Genomic DNA, 24,985 nt, shown 5'->3' with positions numbered 1-24,985 from the left:
GGCTCCACCGCCGCGCCCGACGGTCCGACTGCGAGAAAGGCCACTCCGTGCGACGCCTGACCACGATCGCCGCGCTCCTCCTGACCGTCGCCCTGGCAGTCACGGCGTGCGGCAGCAAGACCCCGTCCTCGGGGGCGCAGCCCACCAAGGTCATCGACGTCACGATCAGCGGCAGCACGACCACGCCGAGCGGTCAGACCATCGATGTCGCGATCGGGCAGCGGATCGAGCTCCGGGTGACGGCAGACGCGCCGGGCGAGATCCACGTGCACTCCTCCCCCACCGAGCAGGAGTTCCAGTACGACAAGGGCTCCAGCACGGTCGAGATCAAGCCGATCCCGGCGCCCGGTCGCACCACCGTCGAGTCGCACACGCTCGACAAGACCCTGTTCATCCTCCAGGCCAAGTGAACAGCTCCTCGCTGCCGCTCCTCCTTCCGCAGCACGGCCTGGGCGGCGCGCAGGACCTTCCGATCTCGCGGGAGCTCGCCATCCTCGGAGCGGCGGCGGCGGTCGCCGTGTCGTTCGTGGTCCTCGCCCTGGCCTGGCGCACACCGCGGTACGACGCCGCGACCACCGGGCGACCCGCGCCCACCTGGTTGGTCGCCATCGTGGACTCCACGGCCTGGCGGGCGCTGCTGCGCGCGGTCGGACTGGTCGCACTGCTCTACCTCGTCCTGGTCGCGCTGGCCGGCAAGGACCTGCTGACCAACCCGATCTTCGGGATCTTCTACGTCTGGATCTGGGTCGGGTTCGTGCCGGCCTCCCTGCTGTTCGGCCGGGTCTGGCGCGCGATCAGTCCCTGGCGGACCATCAACGCGGGACTGGCCAGGGTCACCGGTGCGGAGCCGGACGCGGGCCTCTACACCTACCCGCAACGACTCGGGCTGTGGCCGGCCGCGTTCGGCCTGTTCGCGTTCGTGTGGTTCGAGCTGGTCGACACCCACAACACCGAGCTGGGTCAGGTCACGCTCTGGTGCGCGATCTACCTCGCGGCGATGGTGGTGGGCGGCGCCTTGTTCGGCAACACCTTCTACGCGAACGCCGACCCCTTCGAGGTCTACTCCTCGCTGGTCGCCCGGGTCTCGGTGTGGGACCGCCGGGACGGCGTCCTGATCGTGCGCAGCCCGCTCGCCAACCTCGACGCGACCCCGCCGACGCCGGGCCTGCTCGCCGTCGTCGCGGTGCTCTTCGGAAGTACGGCGTTCGACGCCTTCCGCGAGTCCACCCGGTGGCTGGTCTACATCCAGGGCAACGGCGCGCCGATCATGCTCCAGAACACCCTGGGCCTGGCCGGCTTCTGCGCCGGGGTCGCCCTGGTCTTCTGGATCGCGTGCGTCTCGACCGGCGTCGTACCCGGTCAGTCCCGGCGGCAGCTGCCCGGCCTCTTCGCCCACTCACTGGTGCCGATCATCGTCGGCTACATCGTGGCGCACTACCTGAGCTACTTCGTCGAGATCGGCACCTACACCCTGATCCAGGCCAGCGACCCTCTGGGCAACGGCAGCAACGTCTTCGGCACCGGCGGCCTGACCGTGAACTATTGGCTGTCCTACCACCCGACGTTCCTGGCCGAGTGCAAGGTGGCCGCGGTGGTGACCGGTCACGTCGTCGGCGTGGTCGCCGCCCACGAGCGGGCGATCAAGGTGCTGCCGAAGCGGCACCAGCTCACCGGCCAGCTGCCGCTCCTGGCGGCGATGATCGCGTTCACCGTCGGCGGGCTGTACCTCCTGTTCTCGACCTGAGCGGACCTTCGGCCCCTTACCACGGAGGCAAGTGATCACTAGGGTCCGATGCCATGCCCACATCGATGCCGTCCGACCTGGAGATCGCCCAGGCCGCCACCCTCCGCCCCATCTCCGACGTAGCCGCCGACCTCGGGGTCGACGAGGAGCATCTCGAGCACTACGGCCGCGGTGTGGCCAAGATCGAGCTGACCGCTCTCGGCGCCCCGAGGTCCGGTGACCGCGCCAAGTACGTCGTGGTGACGGCCGTGACCCCGACCCCGCTCGGTGAGGGCAAGACCACCACATCGGTGGGGCTGACCCAGGGGCTGGTGGCCCGCGGCGCCAAGGCCGTGGTGACCCTTCGGCAGCCGTCCATGGGTCCGACCTTCGGCATCAAGGGCGGCGCGGCCGGCGGTGGCTACAGCCAGGTCGTCCCGATGGAGCGGATCAACCTGCACCTGACCGGTGACTTCCATGCGGTGACGGCCGCCCACAACCTGCTCGCCGCCATGGTCGACAACGAGCTGCACCACGGCAGCCCGGACGGCCTCGACCCGCGCAACGTGACCTGGCGTCGGGTGATCGACGTCAACGACCGGGCCCTGCGCAACGTCGTGATCGGCCTCGGTCCCCGGCTGGACGGCGTCCCCCGTGAGAGCGGGTTCGACATCACCGCCGCGAGCGAGGTGATGGTGATCCTGACGCTGAGCACCTCGCTCGAGGACCTCCGGCAGCGGCTCGGCCGGATCGTCGTCGGCACCACTGCGGCCGGGAAGCCGGTCACCGCCGAGGACCTCGGCGCGGCCGGTGCGATGGCCGTGATCCTCAAGGACGCCCTGAAGCCCAACCTGCTGCAGACGCTCGAGGGCGGACCCGCGCTGATCCACTGCGGCCCGTTCGGCAACATCGCCACCGGCACCTCGTCGGTGATCGCCGACCAGATCGCGCTGGCCCACGCCGACATCGTGGTGACCGAGGCCGGGTTCGGCGCCGACATGGGCGCCGAGCGCTTCTTCGACGTCAAGTGCCGCTCCGAGGGCCTGATCCCCGACGTCGCCGTGATCGTGACCACGGTCCGGGCGATGAAGGCGCACTCGGGACGCTACGACATCAAGCCCGGCAAGGACCTTCCGCCGGCCCTGCTCGAGGAGAACCCGGACGACGTCACCGCGGGGCTGGCCAACCTGGCCGCCCACATCGGCATCGTGCGCCGGTTCGGAGTGATCCCGGTCGTCGCCATCAACGCCTTCCCGCAGGACCACCCCTCCGAGCACGCCGTCATCCAGCAGCTCTGCGAAGGGCTCGGCGTCCGCTGCGCCACCGCCCGGCACGCCGCCGAAGGTGGTCTGGGAGCGGCCGACCTCGCCGACACCGTGCTCGAGGAGCTCGAGAAGGGCTCGTCGTTCGAGTACCTCTACCCGCTGTCGATGCCGCTGGTGGAGAAGATCGAGACGGTCGCCACCCAGATCTACGGCGCGGACGGCATCGACCTGTCGCCGACCGCAGCGCGTGGGCTGGCGTCGTACGAGGACCTCGGGTACGGCGGGCTGCCGGTGGTGATCGCCAAGACCCACCTCTCGATCAGCTCCGATCCCCAGCTGCACGGCGCGCCGGTCGGATGGCGGCTCCCCGTCCGCGAGGTGCGGCTCGCCGCGGGCGCGGGCTACGTCTACGCGATCTGCGGTGACATGCGGACCATGCCGGGCCTGCCCAAGCACCCGAACGCCCAGCGCATCGACCTCGACGCGGACGGCAGGGTGACCGGCCTCTTCTGAGGCGTCATCGCCGCAGCCGCAGCCGGCCGCGCTCACGGCGGTGTGACGGCGCCGACGACGGCACCAGCGCGTCGACGAGAGGGCGCAGGGCCCGGGACAGCTCGGTGTCTGCGGACTCGACGACGCTCGCGCCGGTCAGCAGCGCCCGGTCGGCCGTCGCCCGGTCGTCGGGCAGGAAGTGGACCCCGGCCAGCCGCGCGAAGCCCTCGACCATGCCCACGATCTCGCGCTCGGACCACGCCAGGCTGGAGCGCATCCGGTTGACCACGACCCGCACCGGGGCGCCGGCCCGCCGCTCGCGCAGGTCGACCAGCCCGCGGGCCAGCCGCGAGAGGCCGACCGGGTCGGCGCTGCCCACGACCACCACCTCGTCGGCCACGGCGAGCGCACCCAGCGTCAGCTCGTTGCGTCCGGGACGACTCGTCAGGTCGCCGATGCGTTCGTCCTCCAGGCTGAAGCCGGTGTCCGCGACGACGTGACCCCGCGTGGCCGCCACCTCGAGGAGGTGCTCGACCACACCGGTCCGGACCTCGGCGTAGCGGTCGGGCCGGGGCAGGCCCGTGACCACGGCGAGCCGGTCGTGCAGCGCTCGCGGCACCGAGGAGAAGCCGGCCTCCAGCGCACCGTCGCCGGTCAGCCTGGCCGCCGACAGCAGACCCGAGACCTCGTCGAGCACGCCGAGGTGCTGGGCGACGGCACCACCGTAGGGGTCGGCGTCGACCAGGGTGGTGTGTGCCCCGCGCCGGCCGAGCTCGGTGGCGACCGCGGTCGCGACCGTCGTCCGGCCGGGTGCCCCGGCGGGCCCCCAGACCGCGATGATCCGGCCCACCTCGGCCGGGGTCGGGGCATCGTCGTCCTCGTCGTCGGGTACGACGAACGGCGGGTCGGCGGACTCGACCAGGTCGGCGATCGCCGAGGGGTCGTCGGCCGCGGTGAGGGCGTCGACGCCGATCCGCGAGGCGCGGGTGCGGGCCGCCTCGGCCGAGCCGGGGCCGGACACGGCCACGACCCGCACCTGGTGGCGGCGCAGGAGATCCATGGCGGCCTGATCGAGCCCCGGTGCGTCGAGCGCGACCACGGCAGCGTCGGCCCGTCCGGCGCTGCTGGCCGCGAGCAGGTCCTCGACGTCGACACAACGCCTCAGCACGACCACCCCGGACCGGCCGCCGAGCACCTCCAGCAGCGGGAACTCCCACGCGGCGCCGGCCGCGACGACCAGGACGACGACCACGCTCAGCCCCTGCCCACCACGGTGAGCGCCGGGTCGTCGACCGAGGCCAGGAGCCGGAAGAACGTCTGCGCCTCGCCGCTGCTCATCGCGAGCACCAGCATCCGCTGACCGCCAGCCCCGAACTCCTGGTCGGGAGGCGGCGCCTCGAGCACGGTGACCCCGGACAGGACCGGCTGCCCGGTGCACACCGGGGAGCCTTGGCAGCCGGCGCGCGACGACGGGCGAAGATAGACGTCGACGCTGGCGCCGGCCGCGACCGAGCCGGGCACCTGGTCGGCCGCGACCGAGACCGGCACCTGCCGCAGCTCGCCGGCCGAGGCGGAGCCGACGGCGCCCCGGGGCAGCAGCTCGCCGGCACCCACGCCGTGCACCAGCCGCAGGTCGGCCGGGAGCGGCCGACCGGCCGGGTAGTAGAGGTCGGCGTCCGAGGCGTCGGCGAAGTGCACGCGGCGTACGGTCAGGTCGTCCGCGGTCAGCACGTGGCCGGTGCCCATGGTGCGGGCCGCGGCCCAGACCGGCGCGGTGTCGTCGGAGGCGCCGAGCACCAGCGACCCGACCACGACCGAGGCGGCCACGATCGCGATCCCGACCCACATCCGGGGGTCGCGCCAGCCCGGCGTGGTGGCGCGGGTGGCCGGCACCATGGCCGCGGACGAGGCCGGCAAGCTGCCTGAGGGCGTGTCAGTCTTCCCGAGAGTCCTGCTCACCGCGCCATTCTCACCCCAGAACCGGCCTCCGGTGCACCCTCCTCCACAGGCTCGTTCGAGCCGGGCCCGGGCGGACGGTCACTCGTGCAACGATGGCCCCATGGCTCCCACGCCACGCTTCCTCACGCTCGCGGACGTCGCCGAGATCCTGAGCACCTCCAGCGCGCAGGTCTACGCCCTGGTGCGCCGCGGCGACCTGGCGGCGATCAAGATCGGCGGCCGCGGCCAGTGGCGGGTCGAGGCCAGCCAGCTGGAGGCCTACATCGAGCGGATGTACGACGAGGCGCGGACCTTCGTGGACCAGCACCCGTTCTCCGAGCCGGCCGCCGACGAGCGGCCCACCGAGGTCGACTGATCAGTTGGCAGCGCCGGCGGGGTTGGGCTTGGACGAGCCGTTGATCGCGGGCTGACCACCGGTCTGCACCGGTACGCCGTCCACGGGCGAGCCGTACTCCGGGCTGTAGGTCTTGCTGTTGCGGAAGGTGTCCACGAACTGCTGGAGGCGCGGGTCGGTCGGGCTGTCCACACCGAGCTGGTAGCCCCACGAGCTGATCATGATCGGGCTCGGCAGGCTGTTGTCGGTCCAGGGACTCAGGTCGACGTACCGGTTGGACCGGCCGCCCGACTCCGAGATCATGGTCTGCTTGTCGAAGAAGTCGACCAGCTGCTGAACCTTGGCGGCCGAGAGGTCGGGGTCGTAGGTGATCCAGACGGCGCCGTGCTCGAGGTTGTGCACGGCCCGCTCGGAGGGCACCGGCTTGGTGTAGACGCCGGCGTTCATCCAGATCGCGTTGTGCTCGCCACCGACCGGCGGGGTCACCGCGTAGGTGACCGGGCCGGTGACGTGGTCGTGGGAGAGGGTGCCGGGCCCTGGCGTACCCGGGCCGGGGTAGCCGGCCGTGTCGTAGGCGATCACGCCGGAGATCTTGGTCGGGTTGGCCACCGTGCTGGGCTTGGTCTCGGTGGTCGTCTGGCCGGTCACCGCGGCCGGCAGGATCTGTTGGGTGTCCGCCGACAGCTTGGTCTTGTGGAGGCCGCGGTAGACACCGAAGCCGATGCCGATCAGGATCAGCAGGACGACGACGACGCCGAGCATGATCCGGCGGCGCTCGCGCTGCTGGTGCTCGCGCTGGATCTGGGCCGCGCGCTCGCGTCGCGCGGCTTCGGCTTCACGTCGGGAGGGCTTGGCCACGACGACACCTTAGAAGCATCGTCCAAGTCGGTGTGTGGGAGGTCAGCCGACCTGAGACCCCAGCGTGATCCTCACCGACATCGTGGAGCCGCCCCGGCGGACCGTGAACGGCACGGTGTCGCCGGGCTGGTGCGCCCGGATCGCCACGATCAGCGCGATCCCGTCGGCCACGGGCTCACCGGCGACGGCGGTGACCACGTCGCCCTTGTGCAGCCCGGCTCGGGCGGCCGGGCTGGACTTCGTCACCGCCAGGATCCGGGCACCCGACCCGCCGGCCCCGGACGTGTTCACGGTGGCGCCGATCACCGGATAGCGCGCCGCACCGGTGCGCAGGATCTGGTCGGCGGTGATCTTGACCTGGTCGATCGGGATGGCGAAGCCGACCCCGATGTTGCCCGACTGACCGGTGCCGCTGCTGCCGGTGGTGGCGATCGCGGAGTTCACACCGACGACGCGGCCGGAGAGATCCACCAGCGGCCCACCGGAGTTGCCCGGGTTGATCGCGGCATCGGTCTGCACCGCGTTGATGTACGACGAGGCCTCGGAGGTCGAGTCGCTGGTGGTGACCGGACGGTTCAGCGCGCTGACGATGCCCGAGGTGACGGTGCTGCTCAGCCCGAGGGGTGACCCGAAGGCCACGACCTGGTCGCCGACCCGGAGCAGGTGGGCCGAACCGAGGCTGGCCGGCGGCAGCGACGGGCCGCCCTTCACGTAGAGGACGGCCAGGTCGTAGGTCGGGCTGCGGCCCACCACGGTCGCGGTGAACTTGTCGCCCTTCTGGTCCACGATCTCGATCGGGCCGCCGTTGGCGACGGCGTCGGCGACGACGTGGTTGTTGGTGATGTAGTGCCCGGCGCTGTCGAGGACGAACCCCGAGCCGGTCGCGCCGTCCTTCTTGCCCTGGTAGGCCGCCAGCACCTGGATCGTGCTCGGCAGCAGGCGCTGGGCGACCGCGGCGACGGAGTGGTTGCCCGGCAGGGGACGCTTCGACACGGTGCCGGCCTCACCCAGCCCACCGGCGAGCCGGCCCTCGGTGTGGTGGCGGTGCCAGCTCTCGTAGGCGGCGCCGCCCGCGACACCACCGACCACGCCGAGCAGCAGCGCGAGCACGCACACCACCGGCCACAGCCAGCCGGGCACCCGCCCGCGCGGCGGCGGGGGCGGTGCCGGCGGTACGCCGTACGGCTGGGTCGACGGGCCGGGCGGCGGGTAACCGGTGCCGAAGGCCGCCGGAGCACCTCCGTAGCCGGTGATCTCGTCGCGCAACGGGGGAGGCGGCTGCACGCGCGGCGGCAGCCAGCTCCCACCGTCGGAGCCTGCGAGCGGCGCGGTGTCGTCGCTACCGGGTTGCTCGTCGCTCACGCGGGACCTGGCTCTCCACCCTCGAGATGCCGCCCTCGCGGCGGCGTTCCGGCCCGGTCGGGCCCTACTGCGCGAGTGTACGACGCAGCGCGCGGAGCACCGGGTCGGCGTCCGAACGGCTCCGGGTCGACCCGGGCTGCGGTGACGGGTGGGACGACTGGGCGGCCCGCGGGTCGGTGCGGTCGACGACGGCGGTGATCGAGCTCGACAGCGAGCTGCCGTGCGAGACCTCGACCGGGCCGTCCACCGAGCCCGGCGCGTTGGCCGGTGAGGCGCCCAGGGCGAGCACCCCCATCACCGCGGCACCGATGGCGCCACCGCCGATCCCGGCCAGACCGAGATGCCGGCGGGTGCGCCCGCCCACGGCCAGGAACATCTCCTCGGGCATCGCCTCGTGCCACTGGGCGATCACCCCGGAGACCATCAGCGAGCCCTTGAGGTGCGCCGGCGCCGGCGAGCCGGCGTACTGCATCGAGGAGAGCCGAGTCTTCACCCAGCCCTCGCGCTCGACCTCGTCGCGGCACTCGTGGCAGGCGTGGACGTGCTCCCAGGCGCGGTCCTCCTCGGCCGGCGTGAGCTGGCCGTCGAGCAGGGCGCTGATCCGGGGGCCGAGGTGGCCGATCACGACGTCGACCCCTGCGGCAGGACGGCCGGTCCGCGGTAGCGGGTGCGGCCGTCGGCGGGAGCGCGGTGGGCCAGGGCCTCGCGCAGCATCGCGCGGCCGCGGTGGATCCGGGAGCGCACGGTGCCGAGCTTGGCGTCGAGGATCGTGGCGATCTCGTCGTAGGAGAGCCCCTCGACGTCGCACAGCACCACGGCCGCCCGGAACTCCGGCGGCAGGGTGGACAGGGCGCGCTCGATGTCGTCGTCGAACGTCTGGTCGGCGTACGCCGTGTCGGGCGTCGGCAGCGCGCTGTGCAGGCGGTCGGCACGCTCGTCGGACAGGGCGTCGAAGCGGATCCGCTGCTTGCGGCGGGCCTGGTCGAGGAAGAGGTTGGTGGTGATCCGGTGGATCCAGCCCTCGAACGTGCCGGGCTGGTAGGTGGACAGGCTCCGGAAGACGCGGACGAACACCTCCTGGGTCAGGTCCTCGGCGTCGTGGCGGTTGCCGGTCAGGCGGAACGCGAGCCGGTAGACGCGCTCGGAGTGCCGGTCGACGATCTCCTCCCACGTCGGCACGCCGTCGTGGTCGGCCTGGGTGTCGTCGTACGCCTGGCTGGACACGGCGTCCACGGACTCCTCCTGAGGGCGCCTGCGCGCCGGTGACCCGAACAGTGGCTTTCCCTTCGTGAGAACTCTCGACCCTGCGACTGAGAGGAACCTGTGAGCAGAGCCCGCCACATCATGTGAACTCGCGGCCGACTCACTCCTCCAACGAGCGAGGGGGTCGGCAATGTTCCCCGATTCCGACCCGGTCCCCTCGCGATAGTGTCGGCCTGACCGACGCCCCGACCGGAAGGCTCCGACCGCGATGCCCGTTGCCCCGCCCAAGCCCGCCAGCTGGTCCTACACCGAGAGCTTCGTGGCCGAGGACGACGTGCTCGCCGCCGCGCGCGCCCGCGCCGACGAGGTCGGGGTGGTCGCGATCAGCCCGGGCGGCGGCGCCGCACTGCGCTTCCTGGCCTCGGTGATCGAGGCCCGCGCGGTGGTCGAGGTGGGCACCGGCACCGGCGTCAGCGGCCTGTGGCTCCTGCGCGGGATGCGCCCCGACGGCATCCTGACCACCGTCGACATCGAGGCCGAGCACCAGCGGCTGGCCCGGGAGACCTTCAACGAGGGCGGAGTCGCACCGCAGCGGGCCCGGACCATCGCCGGTGCCGCGCTCGACGTGCTCCCCCGGCTGACCGACGGCCACTACGACCTCGTCTTCTGCGACGGTGACAAGACCGAGTACGCCGCCTACCTCAAGGAGGCCCTGCGCCTGCTCCGTCCGGGCGGCATCGTGGCCTTCGACAACGCGTTGTGGCACGACCGGGTGGCCGACCCCTCGCAGCGCGACGAGGAGACCACCGTGATCCGCGACCTCGGCCGGGAGATCGCCGCCCACGAGTCCCTGGTGCCGATGCTGCTCCCGGTCGGCGACGGGCTGCTGGTCGCGAAGAAGGAATGGTCGCCCGACGCCTCCGGGGCGTGACGCCGCCGGCTCAGGCGGGGCGGGCGGGCCGGAATCCGGCGCCGCCCTCGGCGACCGCCACAATGGTGCAGGCCTCGATCAGCACCGGAGGGCTGCCGATGATCTGCGAGCCCGGGGCGTCGGCGGCGCCGGCCGTGAAGGTGGCCTGGAAGGCCGCCCGGCTCGCGTCGTCGGCGAAGACGTAGCAGCCCTCGAACCACGCGCCGCTCACGCAGCGCCAGCTCTTGAAGGCGAGGTCGGGCATCGCGCTGAACCGGTCGTACGACGTCTCCGCGACGTAGGCGGCCAGCGCCTCCTCGACCCCCTCGGGGGCTCCCTCCAGCGACCAGCGGACGGTCAGCCCCCGCAGGTCGGTCACCCGATGCCGGCCAGCGGCTCGGGCCCGGTCAGCCAGGTCAGCAGCGCCCGGGCACCGAAGCCCGACGGACCGGTGGTCCACTCGAAGGACTCCGAGGGCGAGTCGCCCACCGAGGCCAGGTCGAGGTGCGCCCACGGCACGTCACCGGCGAAGTGCTGGAGGAACAGGGCGGCGGTGATCGCACCCGGCCCGCCGGGGTTGTTCTTCGAGTCGGCGACCGTCGAGGCCAGCGTGTCCTCGTAGTCGGGCTCCAGGGGCATCCGCCACAGCGGCTCGCCCGACGCCTCACCGGCCTCGAACAACCGGGTGGCGAGCCGCTCGTCGTTGGCGAAGAAGCCGCCCACGCGCTGGCCGAGGGCCACCTTCATCGCGCCGGTCAGGGTCGCGACGTCGACGATCACGGCCGGGTCGAGGTGGTCGACGGCGTAGGCCATCGCATCGGCCAGCACCAGTCGCCCCTCGGCGTCGGTGTTGAGCACCTCGGTCGTGCGACCGCCGTACTGGGTGAGCACGTCGCCGGGGCGCAGTGCGTTGCCGCCGATGGCGTTCTCGGCGGCCGGCACCAGGCCGGTCACCCGGACCGGGCAGCCGAGCCGACCGAGGGCCGCCATCACCGCGAGCACGACAGCGCCGCCGGTCATGTCGCGCTTCATCGTCGTCATGCCCTCGCCGGGCTTGATCGAGAGGCCACCGGTGTCGAAGGTGATGCCCTTGCCGACCAGCACGACCCGCGGGGTCCGGCGGCCCGCCTTGGTCGGCGCGTAGTCGAGGCGGATCAGCCGCGGCGGCGTGGCCGAGGCCTGGCCGACGCCGACGATGCCGCCGAAGCCCTGCTTGGCTAGCTTGCGCTCGTCCCAGATCTCGCACGCCAGTCCGTGCTCACGCGCCAGCGTCTCGGCCTGCTCGGCCAGCCACTGCGGCGACTTGAGGTTGGACGGCACCGTCGACAGCATCCGGGCTCGCCAGCCGGCACCACCGAGCTCGAGCCCACGCTCGAGGTCGCCGGAGTAGTCGTCGTCGGCCAGCCCGGCCAGCACCATCCGGCGTACGGGGTGGTGCTCGGGACCCTGTGAGCGCCAGTGGAAGCCGAAGGAGCCGAGCATCGCGCCGACCACGAACGCGGTCAGCGCGTGGCCGTCTCCGGACGCGGCGACCGTGGTCGCCACCGTGTCGCGGTCGGTGGTCGCCCGGGCCAGCGCGGCACCGGCCCGGCGGAAGTCGGCGTCCGTGCCGTCGCCGAGGCCGACCAGCAGCACCAGCCGGAGGGCGGAGCGCGCGCCGCGGCCGGCGACGGGCACCGACACGATCTCGCCGGCCTTGCCGGTCGCGCGGTGCGCCGCCAGCGCCTCGGTCAGGTCGAGGCCCAGGGCGGCACCGGTCTCCGCGGCCTCCGGGCCGAGGTCGACCACTCCGTCGGCCGCGGTGAACGAGAACGCCATCACCTCGACGCCGCCCAGCTCGAGCGGCGTCTTGTCGCTCAGTGCGAAAGCAGGAGGCGAGACCTGGGCGGGAAGGGCGAGGGTCGCGGGCACGTCAGCCGACGACCTCCTTGAGTGCGTCTCCCAGCGCCCCCGCCTCGTCGGCGTTGAGCTCGACCACGAGGCGGCCACCGCCTTCCAGCGGCACCCGCATCACGATGCCGCGGCCTTCCTTGGTGACCTCGAGCGGACCGTCACCTGTCCGCGGCTTCATTGCCGCCATCCGCGCACCTCTTCTGGTTGGTTCGGAACCGAGGCGTGCGGAGAAAGAGCCCCCACATGCCCGTTGTCGAGCCATTATCCCCTATCGCGGCGACACGCGCCCGCCCAACCCCGACGTCGTACTGGCACAGTGACGCCATGCGCGCCCGTTCGGCCCTGTTCGACGTGTACGGCGATCACCTCCGGTCCCGCGCCCACCAGGCCCCCGTCTCGGCCCTGATCCGGCTCCTCGAGCCGGTGGGGATCGCTGCCCCGGCGGTGCGGACGGCGATCTCGCGGATGGCCGCGCAGGGTTGGCTGGAGCCGACCCGGGTGGCCGCCGCTCCCGGTTACCGGGCCACCCCGCGTGCCATCGAGCGGCTGTCCGAGGCGGCCGGCCGGATCTACCGCAGCAGCCCCGAGACCTGGGACGGCCGCTGGCGCCTGACCTTCGTCGAGCTGCCGGGCGACCGGGGGGCGCGCAGCCGGCTCCGGCAGGAGCTGAGCTACCTCGGGCACGCCGAGCACGCTCCGGGAGTCTGGTTGTGCCCCTACGACCGGCCCGAGCTCGACGACGTCGTGGCCCGGGCGGGTGGCCGGGCCCGGCACGCGGTGGCGGTGGAACTGCGGCCCGATCCGGTCACCGCCTGGGACCTGACCGGCCTCGCGGCGTCGTACGACGGCTGGCCGGACGTGGCCGACGACCTCGTGCGCCACGAGCTCGCCCGCCACGACGACGAGGAGGAGGCCTCCTTCGCGGCCCGCTTCCGGCTCGTGCACGAGTGGCGCAAGTTCCTGTTCGCCGACCCGGGGCTGCCGGCCGAGCTGCTGCCGCGCGACTGGCCGGGAGGTCCCGCCGCGGAGCTGTTCACCAGCGAGGCGCGGCGGTTGAAGCCCGCCTCCGACCGGTTCGTGGCACGCTGCCTCCGCGCCTGACCGCTCGGGTGAATAGCCTGCGGGCATGAGCGCTGACGACTCACCCGTCCTGCTGGAGGTCGCCGACGGCGTCGCGACCATCACGTTCAACCGTCCCGAGGCCATGAACAGCCTCGACGTGGCCACCAAGGAAGCACTGCTCGCCGCCGTGACCCAGGTCGCCGACGACCCGGAGGTGCGCTGCGTCGTGCTGACCGGCACCGGTCGCGCGTTCTGCGTCGGGCAGGACCTCAAGGAGCACATCGAGATCCTGCACAGCGAGTCGAGCGACGCGTTGTTCCGCACCGTCGACGAGCACTACAACCCGATCGTGACCACCCTGGTAGGCATGCGGAAGCCGGTGATCGCCGCCGTCAACGGCGTGGCAGCCGGCGCCGGGGCGAGCCTCGCCTTCGCCTGCGACCTGCGGATCGTGGCCGAGACGGCCGGCTTCAACCTGGCCTTCGCGAACGTCGCGCTCTCCTGCGACACGGGCTCGAGCTTCACCCTCCAGCGGCTGGTCGGCCGGGCGAAGGCGATCGAGCTGCTGTACTTCCCGCGCACGGTGCCGGCCGAGGAGGCCCTCGAGCTCGGCCTGGCCACCCGCGTCGTACCCTCCGCCGAGCTGGCCGACGAGGTCCGCACCCTGGCCGCCCGGCTGGCGGCCGGACCCACCGTCGCGCTGGGTGCGATCCGGCAGTCCGTCGAGTACGCCGCCGGGCACGACTTCGCGGCCGCGGCCGCCTTCGAGTCCACCCAGATGACACTGACCGGAGCAACCGCCGACCACGCCGCCGCCGTCGCGGCGTTCGTCGCCAAGGAGAAGCCGGTCTTCGAGGGACGGTAACGCGCCGTCACTCTGGTCACTCCTGTGACGTGACTGTTGCGGTTTGGGACCAAACGGCGACGATTCGGAGCCAAAACCTGCGGTTTGGGACCAATCGGCGGGTGTCGCGCTCAGCCCGACCGGGGTACGCCGACCACGCCGCCACGCCAGGCACCGAAGAGCCGCAGGATCTTGTCCGGCGCCGCGCGCAGGGTGGCCCGCGAAGGGGACGCGCCGTACTCCACGGTGAGGGCGAAGCCGGGGAACCGGTGGTCGAACCACATCGTCATCGTGCCGTGGCAGGTGCTGCCGCAGTCCAGCCTTGTCATCGGCAGGCCGAGGGCCCGCGCGACCCGGCGGGAGAACCTCGGCCGCTCGGTGACGTCCACGGCGTGCAGCGGCTGGTGGAACGAGAGGACGTACGACGGGTGGACCCGCGCCAGGAACCGCATCATCGCCCGCGTCTCCGGCTCCGAGGCAGGCCTCGGCCCGGACTCGTAGCCACCGGACTGGGGGATCCACCGGTAGGGGTAGTTGCGGTTGAGGTCGACGCCGTGGGCGTTCTTGCGGGTGCCGGCGGCCAGGCCGTCGGGGTTGTAGACCGGCACCACCCAGAGGTTCAGGTCGTGCACCGGCGGCCCGTCGCGCAGATCGGTCAGGATCCGGCGCGGTGCGCCCTCGTCGCCGTGCATCACCGCGAGCAGCACGACCCTCCGCCGCCCCGGCTCGCCCAGGTGCCAGGCCACGAGCGGGCGGCCCTGCACGGAGTGGCCGATGACGCGGCGTCCGATCACCGCGGGCCGGTCCGCCGTCGCGGCCGCCGAGGACGACGCCGGTACGACGTACGACGCGGGCACCAGGGCAAGGGCGAGCACCGCCGCGGCCAGGCCGCGGCGAGGGTCCCGAGAGGTGGGCGGCATCAGCTCTGAGTGCCGAAGTACCACGTGAAGACGAGCACGCCGACCAGCATGCCGACGTGGGCCAGGATCGAGAGCCCGGGCCCCTCCGACCAGCTGTCGTCGGTGGTGCTCGACGCGTGCCGACCGTGGCTCGGCTTCCAGCGCCACAGGATCAACAGGCCGACGACGGCGGTCAGCCAGTAGCTGAACAGGCCCACCACCCCGAGCAGCGAGCTGTCGTGCCCGGTGGCCAGGAAGGCCACCCACAGCACCACGGCCACGGTGCCGCAGGCCGTGTGGGCGTTGACGGTGCCCATCCCGACCTGCGCCTGGCCGGCCGCGCGCGCCTGCGACAGGCGGACCCGGGTGAGCACGACGACGACCGCGGACAGGAAGGTGAGGACCACGACGATGTACTCCGGTTTCACGGGCGATCAGTCTGCCCTAGTCAGAGTGCTCCGCGTCACCCTCGACCTCGACGGGCGACGAACCCATGGACCGCCGCCGGGCCTCGGCGTCGGCGACCTCACGCTCCTCGGCGAGCCGCTGGAGCAGTGCGTCGACCTCGGCCATCCGGTAGCCGCGGAAGGCGAGGGGGAAGCGGATCCGCCGCAGGTCGTCGGCGGTGACCGGTCCGTGCGCGGGGACCAAGGCGTCGTAGGCGTCGTCGTACGACGGCGACATGGGCGTGCCGCGTCCGGAGGCGACCACGGCGACCCCGCCGAGGGCCAGCACGATCAGGATCGCGAAGAACCACATCATGACGAGGGCCGCTGCTCGCGGGCGGCGACCATCATCGCCACGGCCTCGTCGACGTCGTCGGTGAGCTTGAGCATGTCGATGTCGGCCTGGCTGATGGTGCCGTGGGTGAGCGCCCGGTCGCGCAGCCAGTCGATCATCCCCTGCCAGTAGTCGGTCCCGACCAGCACGAGCGGGAAGCCGGTGACCTTCCGGGTCTGCCGCAGGGTGAGCGCCTCGAACAGCTCGTCGAGGGTGCCCAGACCGCCGGGCAGCACGATGAAGCCCTGGGCGTACTTCACGAACATCGTCTTGCGGGCGAAGAAGTAGCGGAAGTTGATGCCGATGTCGACCCACTGGTTGAGCCCCGACTCGAACGGCAGCTCGATGCCCAGCCCGACACTGATCCCACCGGCCTCGCTGGCGCCCTTGTTGACCGCTTCCATCACCCCGGGGCCGCCACCGGTGATCACCGCGAAGCCGGCCGCGGTCAGCTTGCGGCCGACACTCTCGCCGATCGCGTAGACCGGGTCGTCGGGCGTCGTGCGCGCGGACCCGAAGCACGCCACCGCGGGGCCGAGCTCGGCCAGCGCGCCGAAGCCCTCGACGAACTCCGCCTGGATCCGCAGCACCCGCCACGGGTCGGCGTGGACCCAGTCGCTCGGGCCGCGGGAGTCGAGCAGCCGCTGGTCGGTCGTGGTGCCGTCGACCTGGTTGCGCCGCATCACCACGGGGCCCTTGTACTTCTCGGTCATCGCGGGGCTCCACCCAGCCAGGTGCTGAGCGCCTGCTCGCAGTGCCGGATCTGCGCCAGCGGCACGAACTCCTCCTGCTTGTGGGCCAGCATCGGGTCGCCCGGTCCGAAGTTGACCGCCGGCACCCCCAGCGCGCTGAACCGGGCGACGTCGGTCCAGCCGAACTTGGGGTTCACCGTGCCGCCGACCGCCTCGACGAACTCCTTCGCCGCGGGCCGGTCGAGGCCGGGCAGGGCCCCGGGGGCGCTGTCGGAGACGTGCACGTCGTACCCCTCGAAGAAGGCGCGGACGAACTCCTCGGCCTCGGCCTCGCTGCGGTCGGGGGCGAAGCGGTAGTTCACGGACACGGTGCACAGGTCGGGGAGCACGTTGCCGGCGACGCCGCCGCTGATGCCGACGGCGTTGAGGCCCTCGTGGTAGGTCAGCCCGTCGATCACCGGCGTCCGCGCGTCGTACGACGTGAGCCGCTCGAGGATCGGGGCCGCGCGGTGGATGGCGTTGACGCCCTTCCACGACCGGGCACTGTGGGCCCGCTCGCCGTGCGTGGTGACCTCGACCCGCATCGTGCCCTGGCACCCGGCCTCGACGACGCCGTCGGACGGCTCCATCAGGATCGCGAAGTCGGCCCTCAACAGCTCGGGGTCACTGGCCGTGAGCAGGCTGAGGCCGTTGAACTCGCTCTCGATCTCCTCGGCCTCGTAGAGGATGTAGGTGACGTCACGGACCGGCTCGGGGACGGTCGCCGCGAGCTTCAGGATCACCGCGTCGCCGCTCTTCATGTCGCAGGTGCCGAGGCCGTGCAGGAGCGTGCCGTCGTTGCGCGACGGCAGGTTGTCGTTGAGCGGCACGGTGTCGAGATGACCGGCCAGCACCACCCGCTCACCCCGGTCGAGGTAAGTACGCGCGACCACGGTGTTGCCACGGCGGGTCACGTCGAGGTGGCCGAGGGCGGCGAGGGCGCGCTCGACGGCGTCGGCGATCTCCCGCTCGTTGCGGCTCACCGACTCGATGTCCACCAGCTGCTCGGTCAGCGTCACGACGTCGGTCGTCAGGTCGAGTTCCACGCGTCCCATCCAACCAGCCTCAGGCCCGCGAGAGCTCGATCACCGGGGACGCCACGTCGGCCTCGTGCACCGCCAGGGTGGTGGCCAGCGTCTCCCGCCGGATCAGGTCGGCGTGGGTGCGGACCGCGTCGGCCACGTCGGCGGTCGCCGAGACGTCGAGCACGATCCGGTCGGAGACGTCGAGGTCGGCGTCCCGGCGGGCCTGCTGGATCGCTCGCACCAGGTCGCGGGCCACGCCCTCGGCCTCGAGCTCGGGGGTCAGGCTGGTGTCGAGGACCACGAAGCCGCCGCCGGGCAGCATCCCGGTCGCCGTACCGTCGCTGCCGCCGGCCACCGTCTCCAGCACGAACTCGCCCTCCCGCAGAGCCAGGCCACCGGCGGTCACCTCGCCGGACTCCGAGACCGACCAGTCGCCGGACTTCGAGCCCCGGATCGCGGTCTGCACGTCCTTGCCGAGCCGGGGGCCGGCGGCGCGGGCGTTGACCGTGAGCCGCTGCGAGACGCCGTAGGACGCGGCGTCGGGGTGGTCGGCGTCGAGCAGCCGCACCGACTTGAGGTTCAGCTCGTCGGCCACGACGTCCTCAAAGCCCGCCAGGCGGTCTGCGCCGGAGACCACGACCGTCAGCGACGAGAGTGGCAGCCGGTTGCGCAACGCCGCGCCCTTGCGCAGTGCCGAACCGGCCGAGCAGACGTCGCGGACCTGGTCCATCGCGGCGACCAGCTCGTCGTCGGCGGGCAGGTCGTCGAGGGACGGCCAGTCGGTCAGGTGCACCGAGCGGCCACCGGTCAGGCCGCGCCAGATCTCCTCGGTCGTCAACGGCAGCAGGGGCGCCGCCACGCGGCAGACCGTCTCCAGCACGGTGAAGAGGGTGTCGAACGCACCCTCGTCGGCGACGCCGTCGGCGGCCCAGAAGCGCTCCCGGGACCGGCGGATGTACCAGTTCGACAGCACCTCGAGAAACGCGCGCACCGAGTCACAGGCGTTGGCGACCTCGTAGTTGTCGAGCTGCGAGGTCGACTGCTCGACGAACTGCCGGGTCTTGGCGAGCAGGTAGCGGTCCATCGGGTGGGTCGCGGCGGTCGAGCGCTTCGCGTCGTACCCGCCGTCGGACGCCGCGTTGGCGTAGAGCGCGAAGAAGTACCAGCAGTTCCACAGCGGGATCAGGACCTGCCGCACGCCCTCGCGGATCGAATGCTCGGTGACGATCAGGTTGCCGCCGCGCAGGATCGGCGACGACATCAGGAACCACCGCATCGCGTCCGCGCCGTCGCGGTCGAAGACCTCGCGCACGTCGGGGTAGTTGCGCAGCGACTTCGACATCTTCTGGCCGTCGCTGCCGAGCACGATGCCGTGCGACAGGCAGGTCTCGAACGCCGGCCGCTCGAAGATCGCCGACGCCAGCACGTGCATCGTGTAGAACCAACCGCGGGTCTGGCCGATGTACTCGACGATGAAGTCGCCCGGGAAGTGCCCGCCGCGGCGGACGCCGTCGGCGGACTGGACACCGTCGAACCAGTCGGCGTTGTCGAAGGGGTAGTGCACCTGGGCGAAGCTCATCGACCCGGACTCGAACCAGCAGTCCATGACGTCGGTGACCCGGCGCATGGTCGAGCGCCCCTCGTCCGCCGGGCGAGGGTCGTCGGGGTTGGGCCGGGTCAGGTCGTCGATGAACGGCCGGTGCAGGTCCGTCGGACGGACGCCGAAGTCGCGCTCGAGCTCGTCGAGCGAGCCGTAGACGTCGATCCGCGGGTACGCCGGGTCGTCGCTCTTCCAGACCGGGATCGGGCTGCCCCAGAAGCGGTTGCGGGAGATCGACCAGTCGCGGGTGTTCTCCAGCCACCGGCCGAACTGGCCGTCCTTGATGTGGTCGGGCACCCACCGGATCTGCTGGTTGAGGTCGAGCATCCGGTCGCGGATCTTGGTCGTGGAGACGAACCACGACGAGACCGCCATGTAGATCAGCGGCTCACGGCAACGCCAGCAGTGCGGGTAGGAGTGCTCGTAGGACTCGCGGCGGAGCAGGACGGTGCCCTGGGTGACAGCTCCGGTCGCGCCCTCGCCGCGGGTCATCGCCTTGAGGTGCTCGATCACGGCGAGGTTGGCGTCGAAGACGTGCAGGCCCTCGTAGTCGGTGATCGGGTAGGTGAAGGTGCCGTCCTTGGCCACCGCCACGATCAGCTCGATGCCCTCACGGTCGGTGATCGCCTTGTCCTCCTCACCGAAGGCACCGGCGCTGTGCACGAGACCGGTGCCGTCCTCGGTGGTGACGAAGTCCGCCTCGACGACGCGGTGGCTGTGCGGATGACCCTCGAAGTAGCTGAACGGCGGGGTGTAGCTGCGCCCGAGCAGGTCGCGCCCGGTCAGCCGCTCGACCACCTGGTCGTCGACCGACTCGCTCGACTCGTTCTTCAGCTCGCGCGAGTACGCCGCCAGCCGGGCCGCACCGACGACGTAGCGCTCGGTGGTGCCGGTGAAGTCCGACTCGACCACGACGTACTCGATGTCGGGCCCGACCATGATCAGCAGGTTGGACGGCAGGGTCCACGGCGTGGTCGTCCAGACCAGGGCGATCTCACCGGTCTCGAGCCGGCAGCCGACGGTAACGGCCGGGTCCTGCCGCAGCTGGTAGACGTCCTCGTCCATCCGCAGCTCGTGGTTGGACAACGGGGTCTCGTCGTTCCAGCAGTAGGGCAGCACCCGGAAGCCCTCGTAGGCCAGGCCCTTCTGATGGAGCTGCTGGAAGGCCCACATCACCGACTCCATGTAGTCGAGATCGAGCGTCTTGTAGTCGTGCTCGAAGTCCACCCACCGCGCCTGCCGGGTGACGTAGTCGCGCCACTCGTCGGTGTACTCGAAGACCGACTTGCGGCACTCGGCGTTGAAGGCCTCGATCCCCATCTCGGTGATCTCGTCGGTGGTCTTGATGCCCAGCTGGCGCATCGCCTCGAGCTCGGCGGGCAACCCGTGGGTGTCCCAGCCGAAGCGGCGCTCGACCCGGCGGCCGCGCATCGTCTGGTAGCGCGGGATCAGGTCCTTGACGTAGCCGGTCAGCAGGTGGCCGTAGTGCGGCAGCCCGTTGGCGAACGGCGGCCCGTCGTAGAAGACGAACTCGTTGTCGCCGTCCGTGCCGGCGTCGCGCTGCTCCACGCTGGCCCGGAAGGTGTCGTCCTGCTCCCAGTAGGCCAGCACCCGCTCCTCGAGCTGCGGGAAGCGTGGGGTGGACGGCACGCCGGGCTCGCCGGTGGTGTCGGTGGAGACCTGGGGGTAGGTCATCGGTGCGGCTCCTGCGGTCGGTCCTCGGTCGGAACGAGGACGACCCCTCGCGGGACCGCGGTACCACCTCGCTTGCACCCCGTAGTCTGGACTCCGCTCGACCACCGAGCACCGCTCGTTGCAGGCTGTGACGGGCCCACCCGTCCGGTTCTAGTGGGCGACTCGGCGGTGGTCGGGACCACGTCGGAGACGCTGTTCTTCCGGAGGCTCGCCGCTGATGACGGCTCGAACGCCTTCCCCAACCCTACGGGTCCGACCGACCTCCGGGCCACCGGGTTCGGTGGGTCACAGCATTTCCTCACCCGGCGCTCATCGAGACCTCAACCGGAGGTCTCACCGTGGGTTCCGTGAGCACGACGTCCGCCACACACTGGTCGAGGTTGCGTCGCCCTGCGGTGCTCGACCCGGTCGGGGTGGGTGTGGTGGCGCTCGTCGTCTACGCGTTGCACGGGTACGACGCGCTGCTCACCCCGGACCTGGCGATCTTCACCTACGGCGGCGAGCGGATGGCGCACGGCGTCCCGCCGTACGTCGGGGTCTTCAACTCGGTCGGTCCGCTCGCGGACGCCGTCCCCGGCCTGGCCGTCTGGCTGGGCCACCTGGTCGGCGCGGGGCCGCTGCCGTCGGTCCGGGTGGTCTTCACGCTGCTGTCCGCCCTGAGCTGTGCGCTGGTCTGCGTCCTGGCTCGCGACACCTTCGGCTCACGCGCGGCCGGCCTGGTGGCGCCCGCGGTGTTCCTCACCTTCGAGCGCTACCTCCAGCTGGCCTCGGACGGTCCCCGCGAGAAGACCACGATGGTGGTCTGCCTGCTGGCGGCGCTGATCCTGGCCGGGCGGCGGAGGTGGCTCGGCGCCGGCGTCTTCACCGCCCTGGCGACGCTGACCTGGCAGCCGTCGCTCCTGGTCGCGGTCGCGACCGTCGTGGTCGCGATCGTGGTCAGCGGAGCGCACCGGTGGGCCGCCGGGCTGCGGTTCGTCGTCGGCGGTGTCGTCACCACCGCCGCGTTCGTCGTGTGGTTCGCTCTGGCCGGCTCGCTCCGGCAGGCCTTCGACGGCTTCGTCCTGGTCAACCTGCTCTACACCTCGCAACCCTCCGCGATCACCCAGCCGGGCCCCACCTGGTCGATGCTCTGGGCGGAGTACCACGGCACGCTGGTCGTCGCCCTCCTCGGGCTGGTGGCGATGCTCGGCCTCGCCGCGGCCGCCCTGCCGGCCGTCGTCCGACGCAGCGCGGGCGAGCGCTCGCCCGGCCCGGGTCGGGTCCTCGCCGTCGGGACAGGCTGCCTGGCCGGCTGCCTGTGGACCCTGGCGGTGATCAACGGCGGCCCCGACCTCTTCGTGCTGCTGCCGCTGGCCGCGCTCGGTCTGGCCGGCCTCGGAGTCCTCCTCGTGGAGCGGCTCCCCCGGCGCATCGGGTCGGTCGCGGTGGCGGCCGCGGTGTGCCTGGCCGTCGGCGTCGCCGGCGTGGAGGCCGTCTCCACCCGGAACGACGGACTGCTGCTGCAGCGCGCCGACGTCCGCGCCCTCCTGGCGACGCAGCCTGCGGGCGCGACGCTCCTCTCGGTGGACGCCCCCGCGGTGCCCGCGATCGCCGACGTCACCAGCATCTGGCCCTGGCAGCTGTTCGACGCCCGGATGCTGCGCTTCCTGGCCCACACCCAACCCGGCGGCCTCAGCGGCCTGGCCCACCGGTTCGCGGCCGCACGCCCGACCTTCGTGGTCACCGCACCGCACTATCCCGCCGCCTGGCCCCAGGGCGTGCTGCGACGCGACTACTGGAACGTCGGCCACGGACCCGGCTGGACCTGGTACCTCAGCCGGACCGCCGGGCGGGCCGCCTTCCAGCGCGCGCAGGCTGCCAACACCTCGGCCATGAGCGCGTTCTCGTCGGTGGTGCACGGTCACCCCCGGTGGACCGGCTAGCGCGCTGTCGAGTTGCCCTCGCCGCCCGCCCTCGGTTGGGTGGAGGCATGAGCGACCAGCCGCCACGCAAGCACCCCGACATGTGGGTCGACCCCGAGGACGACCCGCGCGAGACCGAGGTCGTCGCGGTCGGCGAGAAGGCGGTGCTGACCGAGTACCTCGACCGCTACCGCACGACGTTCGAGATGAAGTGCGAGGGGCTGGACGCCGAGCAGCTCGCGCGCCGCTCGGTCCCGCCGTCGACGATGTCGCTGCTCGGCCTGGTCCGCCACCTCGCGCGGGTGGAGCACCACTGGTTCCGCCGGGCGCTGGAGGGCCACGACGACCTGCCCCGCCTCTACCGGACCCAGGAGGACCGCGACCTCGACTTCAACGGGGCCGTGGCCGACGACGACGTGGTCTCCGACGCGTGGGAGTCGTGGCGGCGCGAGGTCGCCCACGGCCAGGCGTGGCTGGCCGCCGCGAACGATCTCGGTGAGACGTTCGACTACGACGGCGACCAGGTCGAGTTCCGCGACATCGTCGTGCACCTGGTCGAGGAGTACGCCCGGCACGTCGGCCATGCCGACCTGCTCCGCGAGTGCATCGACGGCCGGACCGGCCAGTAGCCTGACCGGGTGAGCGTGCAGAGGGCCTGGGGCTTCGGCCTGGCCAGTGTCGTGACCGACGGCGCCAGCGCGGGCACCGTGCTCGAGGTCTGGTTCCCCCGACCCGCTCTCGGCTCCCCGCCGGCCGACGCGGAGGCCCCGGCCGGGCTCGCCGCGGCCGCCCGCGACCACGTCGTACGACGCGTGCGCACCGAGGTCGTCCGGGTCGAGGTCGACCTGACCCGACCGCCAGGCGACACCGCGGACGCCTACCTCCGGCTGCACCTGCTCTCACACCGGCTGGTGCCCCCGCACGCGCAGAACCTCGACGGCATCTTCGCGGTGCTGCCCAACGTGGTCTGGACCAGCGTCGGCCCCTGCCCGGTCGACGACTTCGAGGAGACCCGGCTGCGGTTGCGCGCCGAAGGGCCGGTCCAGGTCTTCGGCGTCGACAAGTTCCCCCGGATGACCGACTACGTCGTGCCCACCGGCGTCCGGATCGCCGACGCCGACCGGGTGCGGCTCGGCGCCCACCTTGCCGAGGGCACCACGGTGATGCACGAGGGGTTCGTCAACTACAACGCCGGGACGCTCGGTGCCTCGATGGTCGAGGGCCGGATCACCGCCGGGGTCGTCGTCGGCGACGGGTCCGACGTCGGCGGCGGCGCGTCGATCATGGGCACCCTCTCGGGCGGGGGCACGCAGGTGGTCAGCATCGGCGAGCGCTGCCTGATCGGCGCGAACGCCGGCATCGGCATCGCCCTCGGCGACGACTGCGTCGTCGAGGCCGGCTGCTACGTCACCGCGGGCACCAAGGTCACGCTGCCCGACGGGCGGGTGGTCAAGGCGGTGGACCTCTCCGGCGGCAGCCACCTGCTGTTCCGCCGCAACTCGGTCACCGGCACCGTCGAGGTGGTGCCGTGGCGGGCCGGCGGCGTCGTGCTCAACGAGGCGCTGCACCAGAACTGATGGGGCTCCTGACCAAGGCGGCAGCCGTCGTCGTCCCGATCGGGCTGGTCGTCGGCGGCATCGCCTACGGCGTCTCCCGGCACTCGGCCTCCTCCGACAGCACCCTCGGTCAGTGCACGACGAAGGTGGACGGGCTGACGGTCGTGCTCACCGCCGAGCAGGCGCGCAACGCGAGCCTGATCTCGGCGATCTCGATCCGGCGGGGCATGCCGGCCCATGCGGCGACCATCGCCCTGGCCACCGCACTTCAGGAGTCCAAGCTCTACAACCTGCGCGGGGGCGACCGGGACTCCCTCGGCCTGTTCCAGCAGCGGCACTCCCAGGGCTGGGGCACCCGTCAGCAGATCCTGGACCCGGTCCACGCCACCAACGCCTTCTACGACGCGCTGGCGCGGGTGCCCGGCTACGAGACGTTGCCGGTGACGGTGGCGGCGCAGCGTGTCCAGCGCTCGGGCTACCCGTCGGCGTACGCCGTCTACGAGAGCGACGCCCGCGCCCTGGCCTCGGCCCTGACCGGCTACTCCCCCGCGGCCTTCTCCTGCCACCTGTCGGCGGCGACCGGCACTCCGGCACCGGCTGCGCAGCGCGCCGTGCGGCTGCGCCGGGCGCTCGCGCCGGCCTTCGGCGCCACGGCGGTCTCGGTGGCCTCGGGCTCGCACCTCGACCTGGCGGCCGCGAACCGGACTCGCGGCTGGGCCCTGGCGTCGTACGTCGTCAGCCACGCGTCCGCCCTGGGCGTCTCGGGCGTCAGCTACGACGGCCGCTCCTGGACCGCCGGGAGCGACCGGGGCTGGCAATCCGGTGGACAGCGGTCCGGCGCCACCGGATCCGCAGCGGACGTCGTCGTCGACTGACGACTTCGCACGCGGGTC

Annotated in this window: 26 protein-coding genes; 11 read left to right on the top strand and 15 right to left on the bottom strand. The window is 72.2% G+C overall.

The annotated features are described in order from the left end of the window. The first annotated feature begins 47 nt into the window (after positions 1–47). Genes E3N83_RS19165 through E3N83_RS19155 form a run of 3 tightly spaced genes read left to right on the top strand, consistent with a single transcriptional unit; the run spans position 48 to position 3,501 of the window. Positions 48–410 carry a hypothetical protein gene (locus E3N83_RS19165; RefSeq protein WP_151084705.1) on the top strand — a complete coding sequence of 121 codons (363 nt, stop codon included), beginning with the start codon at positions 48–50 and terminating at the stop codon, positions 408–410. Next, the gene (locus tag E3N83_RS19160; RefSeq protein WP_238342989.1) at positions 407–1,744 is read left to right on the top strand and encodes a hypothetical protein; all 1,338 of its coding nucleotides are present in this window, start codon (positions 407–409) and stop codon (positions 1,742–1,744) included. Before E3N83_RS19165 ends, E3N83_RS19160 begins: the two co-directional genes overlap by 4 nt. A gap of 53 nt (positions 1,745–1,797) precedes the next feature. Next, on the top strand, positions 1,798–3,501 hold the full coding sequence (locus E3N83_RS19155) for a formate--tetrahydrofolate ligase (RefSeq protein WP_151084704.1): 1,704 nt from the start codon (positions 1,798–1,800) through the stop codon (positions 3,499–3,501). 4 nt (positions 3,502–3,505) lie between these two features. On the opposite strand, the gene E3N83_RS19150 is transcribed toward E3N83_RS19155, so the two are convergent. Both E3N83_RS19150 and E3N83_RS19145 read right to left on the bottom strand, forming a co-directional pair. Beyond that, positions 3,506–4,732 carry a CpaE/TadZ family protein gene (locus tag E3N83_RS19150; protein ID WP_151084703.1) on the bottom strand — a complete coding sequence of 409 codons (1,227 nt, stop codon included), beginning with the start codon at positions 4,730–4,732 and terminating at the stop codon, positions 3,506–3,508. A 2-nt stretch (positions 4,733–4,734) separates the two neighbouring features. Beyond that, positions 4,735–5,397, bottom strand: a complete 663-nt coding sequence (locus E3N83_RS19145) for a CpaB family protein (RefSeq protein WP_151084702.1) — start codon at positions 5,395–5,397, stop codon at positions 4,735–4,737. Positions 5,398–5,539: 142 nt separating this feature from the next. Here E3N83_RS19145 and E3N83_RS19140 point away from each other — a divergent pair, with 142 nt between their 5' ends. Next, positions 5,540–5,794 carry a helix-turn-helix domain-containing protein gene (locus E3N83_RS19140; RefSeq protein ID WP_151084701.1) on the top strand — a complete coding sequence of 85 codons (255 nt, stop codon included), beginning with the start codon at positions 5,540–5,542 and terminating at the stop codon, positions 5,792–5,794. Here the strand turns inward: E3N83_RS19140 and E3N83_RS19135 are convergent, their stop codons facing one another. From E3N83_RS19135 to sigE, 4 genes are all read right to left on the bottom strand, one after another. Beyond that, positions 5,795–6,631 (bottom strand): DUF3105 domain-containing protein, encoded by an 837-nt coding sequence (locus E3N83_RS19135; RefSeq protein ID WP_151084700.1) that lies wholly within the window; start codon positions 6,629–6,631, stop codon positions 5,795–5,797. 42 nt (positions 6,632–6,673) lie between these two features. Beyond that, positions 6,674–7,993 (bottom strand): S1C family serine protease, encoded by a 1,320-nt coding sequence (locus tag E3N83_RS19130; RefSeq protein WP_151084699.1) that lies wholly within the window; start codon positions 7,991–7,993, stop codon positions 6,674–6,676. Positions 7,994–8,057: 64 nt separating this feature from the next. After that, positions 8,058–8,618 (bottom strand): anti-sigma factor family protein, encoded by a 561-nt coding sequence (locus tag E3N83_RS19125; RefSeq protein ID WP_151084698.1) that lies wholly within the window; start codon positions 8,616–8,618, stop codon positions 8,058–8,060. Further along, positions 8,615–9,226, bottom strand: coding sequence for an RNA polymerase sigma factor SigE (gene sigE / locus E3N83_RS19120; RefSeq protein ID WP_191907874.1), 612 nt, complete (start codon positions 9,224–9,226; stop codon positions 8,615–8,617). Before sigE ends, E3N83_RS19125 begins: the two co-directional genes overlap by 4 nt. A 238-nt stretch (positions 9,227–9,464) precedes the next feature. Here sigE and E3N83_RS19115 point away from each other — a divergent pair, with 238 nt between their 5' ends. Then, positions 9,465–10,127 (top strand): O-methyltransferase, encoded by a 663-nt coding sequence (locus tag E3N83_RS19115; RefSeq protein WP_151084697.1) that lies wholly within the window; start codon positions 9,465–9,467, stop codon positions 10,125–10,127. Between the two features lie 10 nt (positions 10,128–10,137). On the opposite strand, the gene E3N83_RS19110 is transcribed toward E3N83_RS19115, so the two are convergent. The 3 genes from E3N83_RS19110 to E3N83_RS19100 are packed head-to-tail and all read right to left on the bottom strand — an operon-like array spanning position 10,138 to position 12,186. Continuing rightward, positions 10,138–10,485, bottom strand: coding sequence for a hypothetical protein (locus tag E3N83_RS19110; RefSeq protein WP_238342988.1), 348 nt, complete (start codon positions 10,483–10,485; stop codon positions 10,138–10,140). Continuing rightward, on the bottom strand, positions 10,482–12,017 hold the full coding sequence (locus E3N83_RS19105) for a leucyl aminopeptidase family protein (protein WP_238342987.1): 1,536 nt from the start codon (positions 12,015–12,017) through the stop codon (positions 10,482–10,484). The genes E3N83_RS19110 and E3N83_RS19105 overlap by 4 nt, the downstream gene beginning before the upstream one ends. A gap of 1 nt (position 12,018) precedes the next feature. Beyond that, on the bottom strand, positions 12,019–12,186 hold the full coding sequence (locus tag E3N83_RS19100; protein ID WP_151084696.1) for a DUF3117 domain-containing protein: 168 nt from the start codon (positions 12,184–12,186) through the stop codon (positions 12,019–12,021). 137 nt (positions 12,187–12,323) lie between these two features. On the opposite strand from E3N83_RS19100, the gene E3N83_RS19095 reads away from it, so the two are divergent. Continuing rightward, positions 12,324–13,100, top strand: a complete 777-nt coding sequence (locus E3N83_RS19095) for a PaaX family transcriptional regulator (RefSeq protein WP_151084695.1) — start codon at positions 12,324–12,326, stop codon at positions 13,098–13,100. A gap of 25 nt (positions 13,101–13,125) precedes the next feature. Then, a complete protein-coding gene (locus E3N83_RS19090; RefSeq protein WP_151084694.1) occupies positions 13,126–13,926 on the top strand; it encodes an enoyl-CoA hydratase/isomerase family protein in 801 nt (266 codons plus the stop codon). 110 nt (positions 13,927–14,036) lie between these two features. Here the strand turns inward: E3N83_RS19090 and E3N83_RS19085 are convergent, their stop codons facing one another. Genes E3N83_RS19085 through ileS form a run of 6 tightly spaced genes read right to left on the bottom strand, consistent with a single transcriptional unit; the run spans position 14,037 to position 20,635 of the window. After that, on the bottom strand, positions 14,037–14,825 hold the full coding sequence (locus E3N83_RS19085) for a M14 family zinc carboxypeptidase (protein WP_151084693.1): 789 nt from the start codon (positions 14,823–14,825) through the stop codon (positions 14,037–14,039). Further along, complete coding sequence (locus tag E3N83_RS19080; protein WP_151084692.1) at positions 14,825–15,232, bottom strand: hypothetical protein; 408 nt, start codon at positions 15,230–15,232, stop codon at positions 14,825–14,827. Before E3N83_RS19080 ends, E3N83_RS19085 begins: the two co-directional genes overlap by 1 nt. 16 nt (positions 15,233–15,248) lie before the next feature. Next, entirely contained in the window at positions 15,249–15,566 is a 318-nt protein-coding gene (locus E3N83_RS19075; RefSeq protein WP_238342986.1) for a DivIVA domain-containing protein, read from the bottom strand. Further along, positions 15,563–16,297 carry an LOG family protein gene (locus E3N83_RS19070; RefSeq protein WP_238342985.1) on the bottom strand — a complete coding sequence of 245 codons (735 nt, stop codon included), beginning with the start codon at positions 16,295–16,297 and terminating at the stop codon, positions 15,563–15,565. The genes E3N83_RS19075 and E3N83_RS19070 overlap by 4 nt, the downstream gene beginning before the upstream one ends. Continuing rightward, positions 16,294–17,370, bottom strand: coding sequence for a succinyl-diaminopimelate desuccinylase (dapE, locus tag E3N83_RS19065; protein WP_151084691.1), 1,077 nt, complete (start codon positions 17,368–17,370; stop codon positions 16,294–16,296). Before dapE ends, E3N83_RS19070 begins: the two co-directional genes overlap by 4 nt. Positions 17,371–17,380: 10 nt before the next feature. Then, positions 17,381–20,635 carry an isoleucine--tRNA ligase gene (ileS, locus tag E3N83_RS19060; RefSeq protein ID WP_151084690.1) on the bottom strand — a complete coding sequence of 1,085 codons (3,255 nt, stop codon included), beginning with the start codon at positions 20,633–20,635 and terminating at the stop codon, positions 17,381–17,383. 347 nt (positions 20,636–20,982) lie between these two features. On the opposite strand from ileS, the gene E3N83_RS19055 reads away from it, so the two are divergent. The 4 genes from E3N83_RS19055 to E3N83_RS19040 are packed head-to-tail and all read left to right on the top strand — an operon-like array spanning position 20,983 to position 24,967. Next, a complete protein-coding gene (locus tag E3N83_RS19055; protein ID WP_151084689.1) occupies positions 20,983–22,557 on the top strand; it encodes a hypothetical protein in 1,575 nt (524 codons plus the stop codon). A gap of 47 nt (positions 22,558–22,604) precedes the next feature. Further along, positions 22,605–23,165: a DinB family protein gene (locus tag E3N83_RS19050; RefSeq protein ID WP_202879281.1), complete on the top strand. Its 561-nt coding sequence runs from the start codon at positions 22,605–22,607 to the stop codon at positions 23,163–23,165. Positions 23,166–23,174: 9 nt separating this feature from the next. Beyond that, entirely contained in the window at positions 23,175–24,113 is a 939-nt protein-coding gene (gene dapD, locus E3N83_RS19045; RefSeq protein WP_151084688.1) for a 2,3,4,5-tetrahydropyridine-2,6-dicarboxylate N-succinyltransferase, read from the top strand. Further along, positions 24,113–24,967: a VldE C-terminal domain-containing protein gene (locus E3N83_RS19040; protein ID WP_151084687.1), complete on the top strand. Its 855-nt coding sequence runs from the start codon at positions 24,113–24,115 to the stop codon at positions 24,965–24,967. The genes dapD and E3N83_RS19040 overlap by 1 nt, the downstream gene beginning before the upstream one ends. The last annotated feature ends 18 nt before the right edge of the window (positions 24,968–24,985 follow it).

Source organism: Nocardioides cynanchi, assembly GCF_008761635.1.
Classification (GTDB): domain Bacteria; phylum Actinomycetota; class Actinomycetes; order Propionibacteriales; family Nocardioidaceae; genus Nocardioides; species Nocardioides cynanchi.
Note: the sequence above shows the minus strand (reverse complement) of the source record. Positions and strands in the feature narration are given on the sequence as shown.

Bases quoted from the DNA above. Each gene is read 5' to 3' on its own strand.
- E3N83_RS19155 (WP_151084704.1), top strand. From the start codon at position 1,798: ATGCCCACATCGATGCCGTCCGACCTGGAGATCGCCCAGGCCGCCACC.
- E3N83_RS19140 (WP_151084701.1), top strand. From the start codon at position 5,540: ATGGCTCCCACGCCACGCTTCCTCACGCTCGCGGACGTCGCCGAGATC.
- E3N83_RS19115 (WP_151084697.1), top strand. From the start codon at position 9,465: ATGCCCGTTGCCCCGCCCAAGCCCGCCAGCTGGTCCTACACCGAGAGC.
- E3N83_RS19100 (WP_151084696.1), bottom strand. From the start codon at position 12,186: ATGGCGGCAATGAAGCCGCGGACAGGTGACGGTCCGCTCGAGGTCACC.
- E3N83_RS19095 (WP_151084695.1), top strand. From the start codon at position 12,324: ATGCGCGCCCGTTCGGCCCTGTTCGACGTGTACGGCGATCACCTCCGG.
- E3N83_RS19090 (WP_151084694.1), top strand. From the start codon at position 13,126: ATGAGCGCTGACGACTCACCCGTCCTGCTGGAGGTCGCCGACGGCGTC.
- E3N83_RS19085 (WP_151084693.1), bottom strand. From the start codon at position 14,825: ATGCCGCCCACCTCTCGGGACCCTCGCCGCGGCCTGGCCGCGGCGGTG.
- E3N83_RS19075 (WP_238342986.1), bottom strand. From the start codon at position 15,566: ATGATGTGGTTCTTCGCGATCCTGATCGTGCTGGCCCTCGGCGGGGTC.
- E3N83_RS19070 (WP_238342985.1), bottom strand. From the start codon at position 16,297: ATGACCGAGAAGTACAAGGGCCCCGTGGTGATGCGGCGCAACCAGGTC.
- dapE (WP_151084691.1), bottom strand. From the start codon at position 17,370: ATGGGACGCGTGGAACTCGACCTGACGACCGACGTCGTGACGCTGACC.
- ileS (WP_151084690.1), bottom strand. From the start codon at position 20,635: ATGACCTACCCCCAGGTCTCCACCGACACCACCGGCGAGCCCGGCGTG.
- E3N83_RS19050 (WP_202879281.1), top strand. From the start codon at position 22,605: ATGAGCGACCAGCCGCCACGCAAGCACCCCGACATGTGGGTCGACCCC.
- E3N83_RS19040 (WP_151084687.1), top strand. From the start codon at position 24,113: ATGGGGCTCCTGACCAAGGCGGCAGCCGTCGTCGTCCCGATCGGGCTG.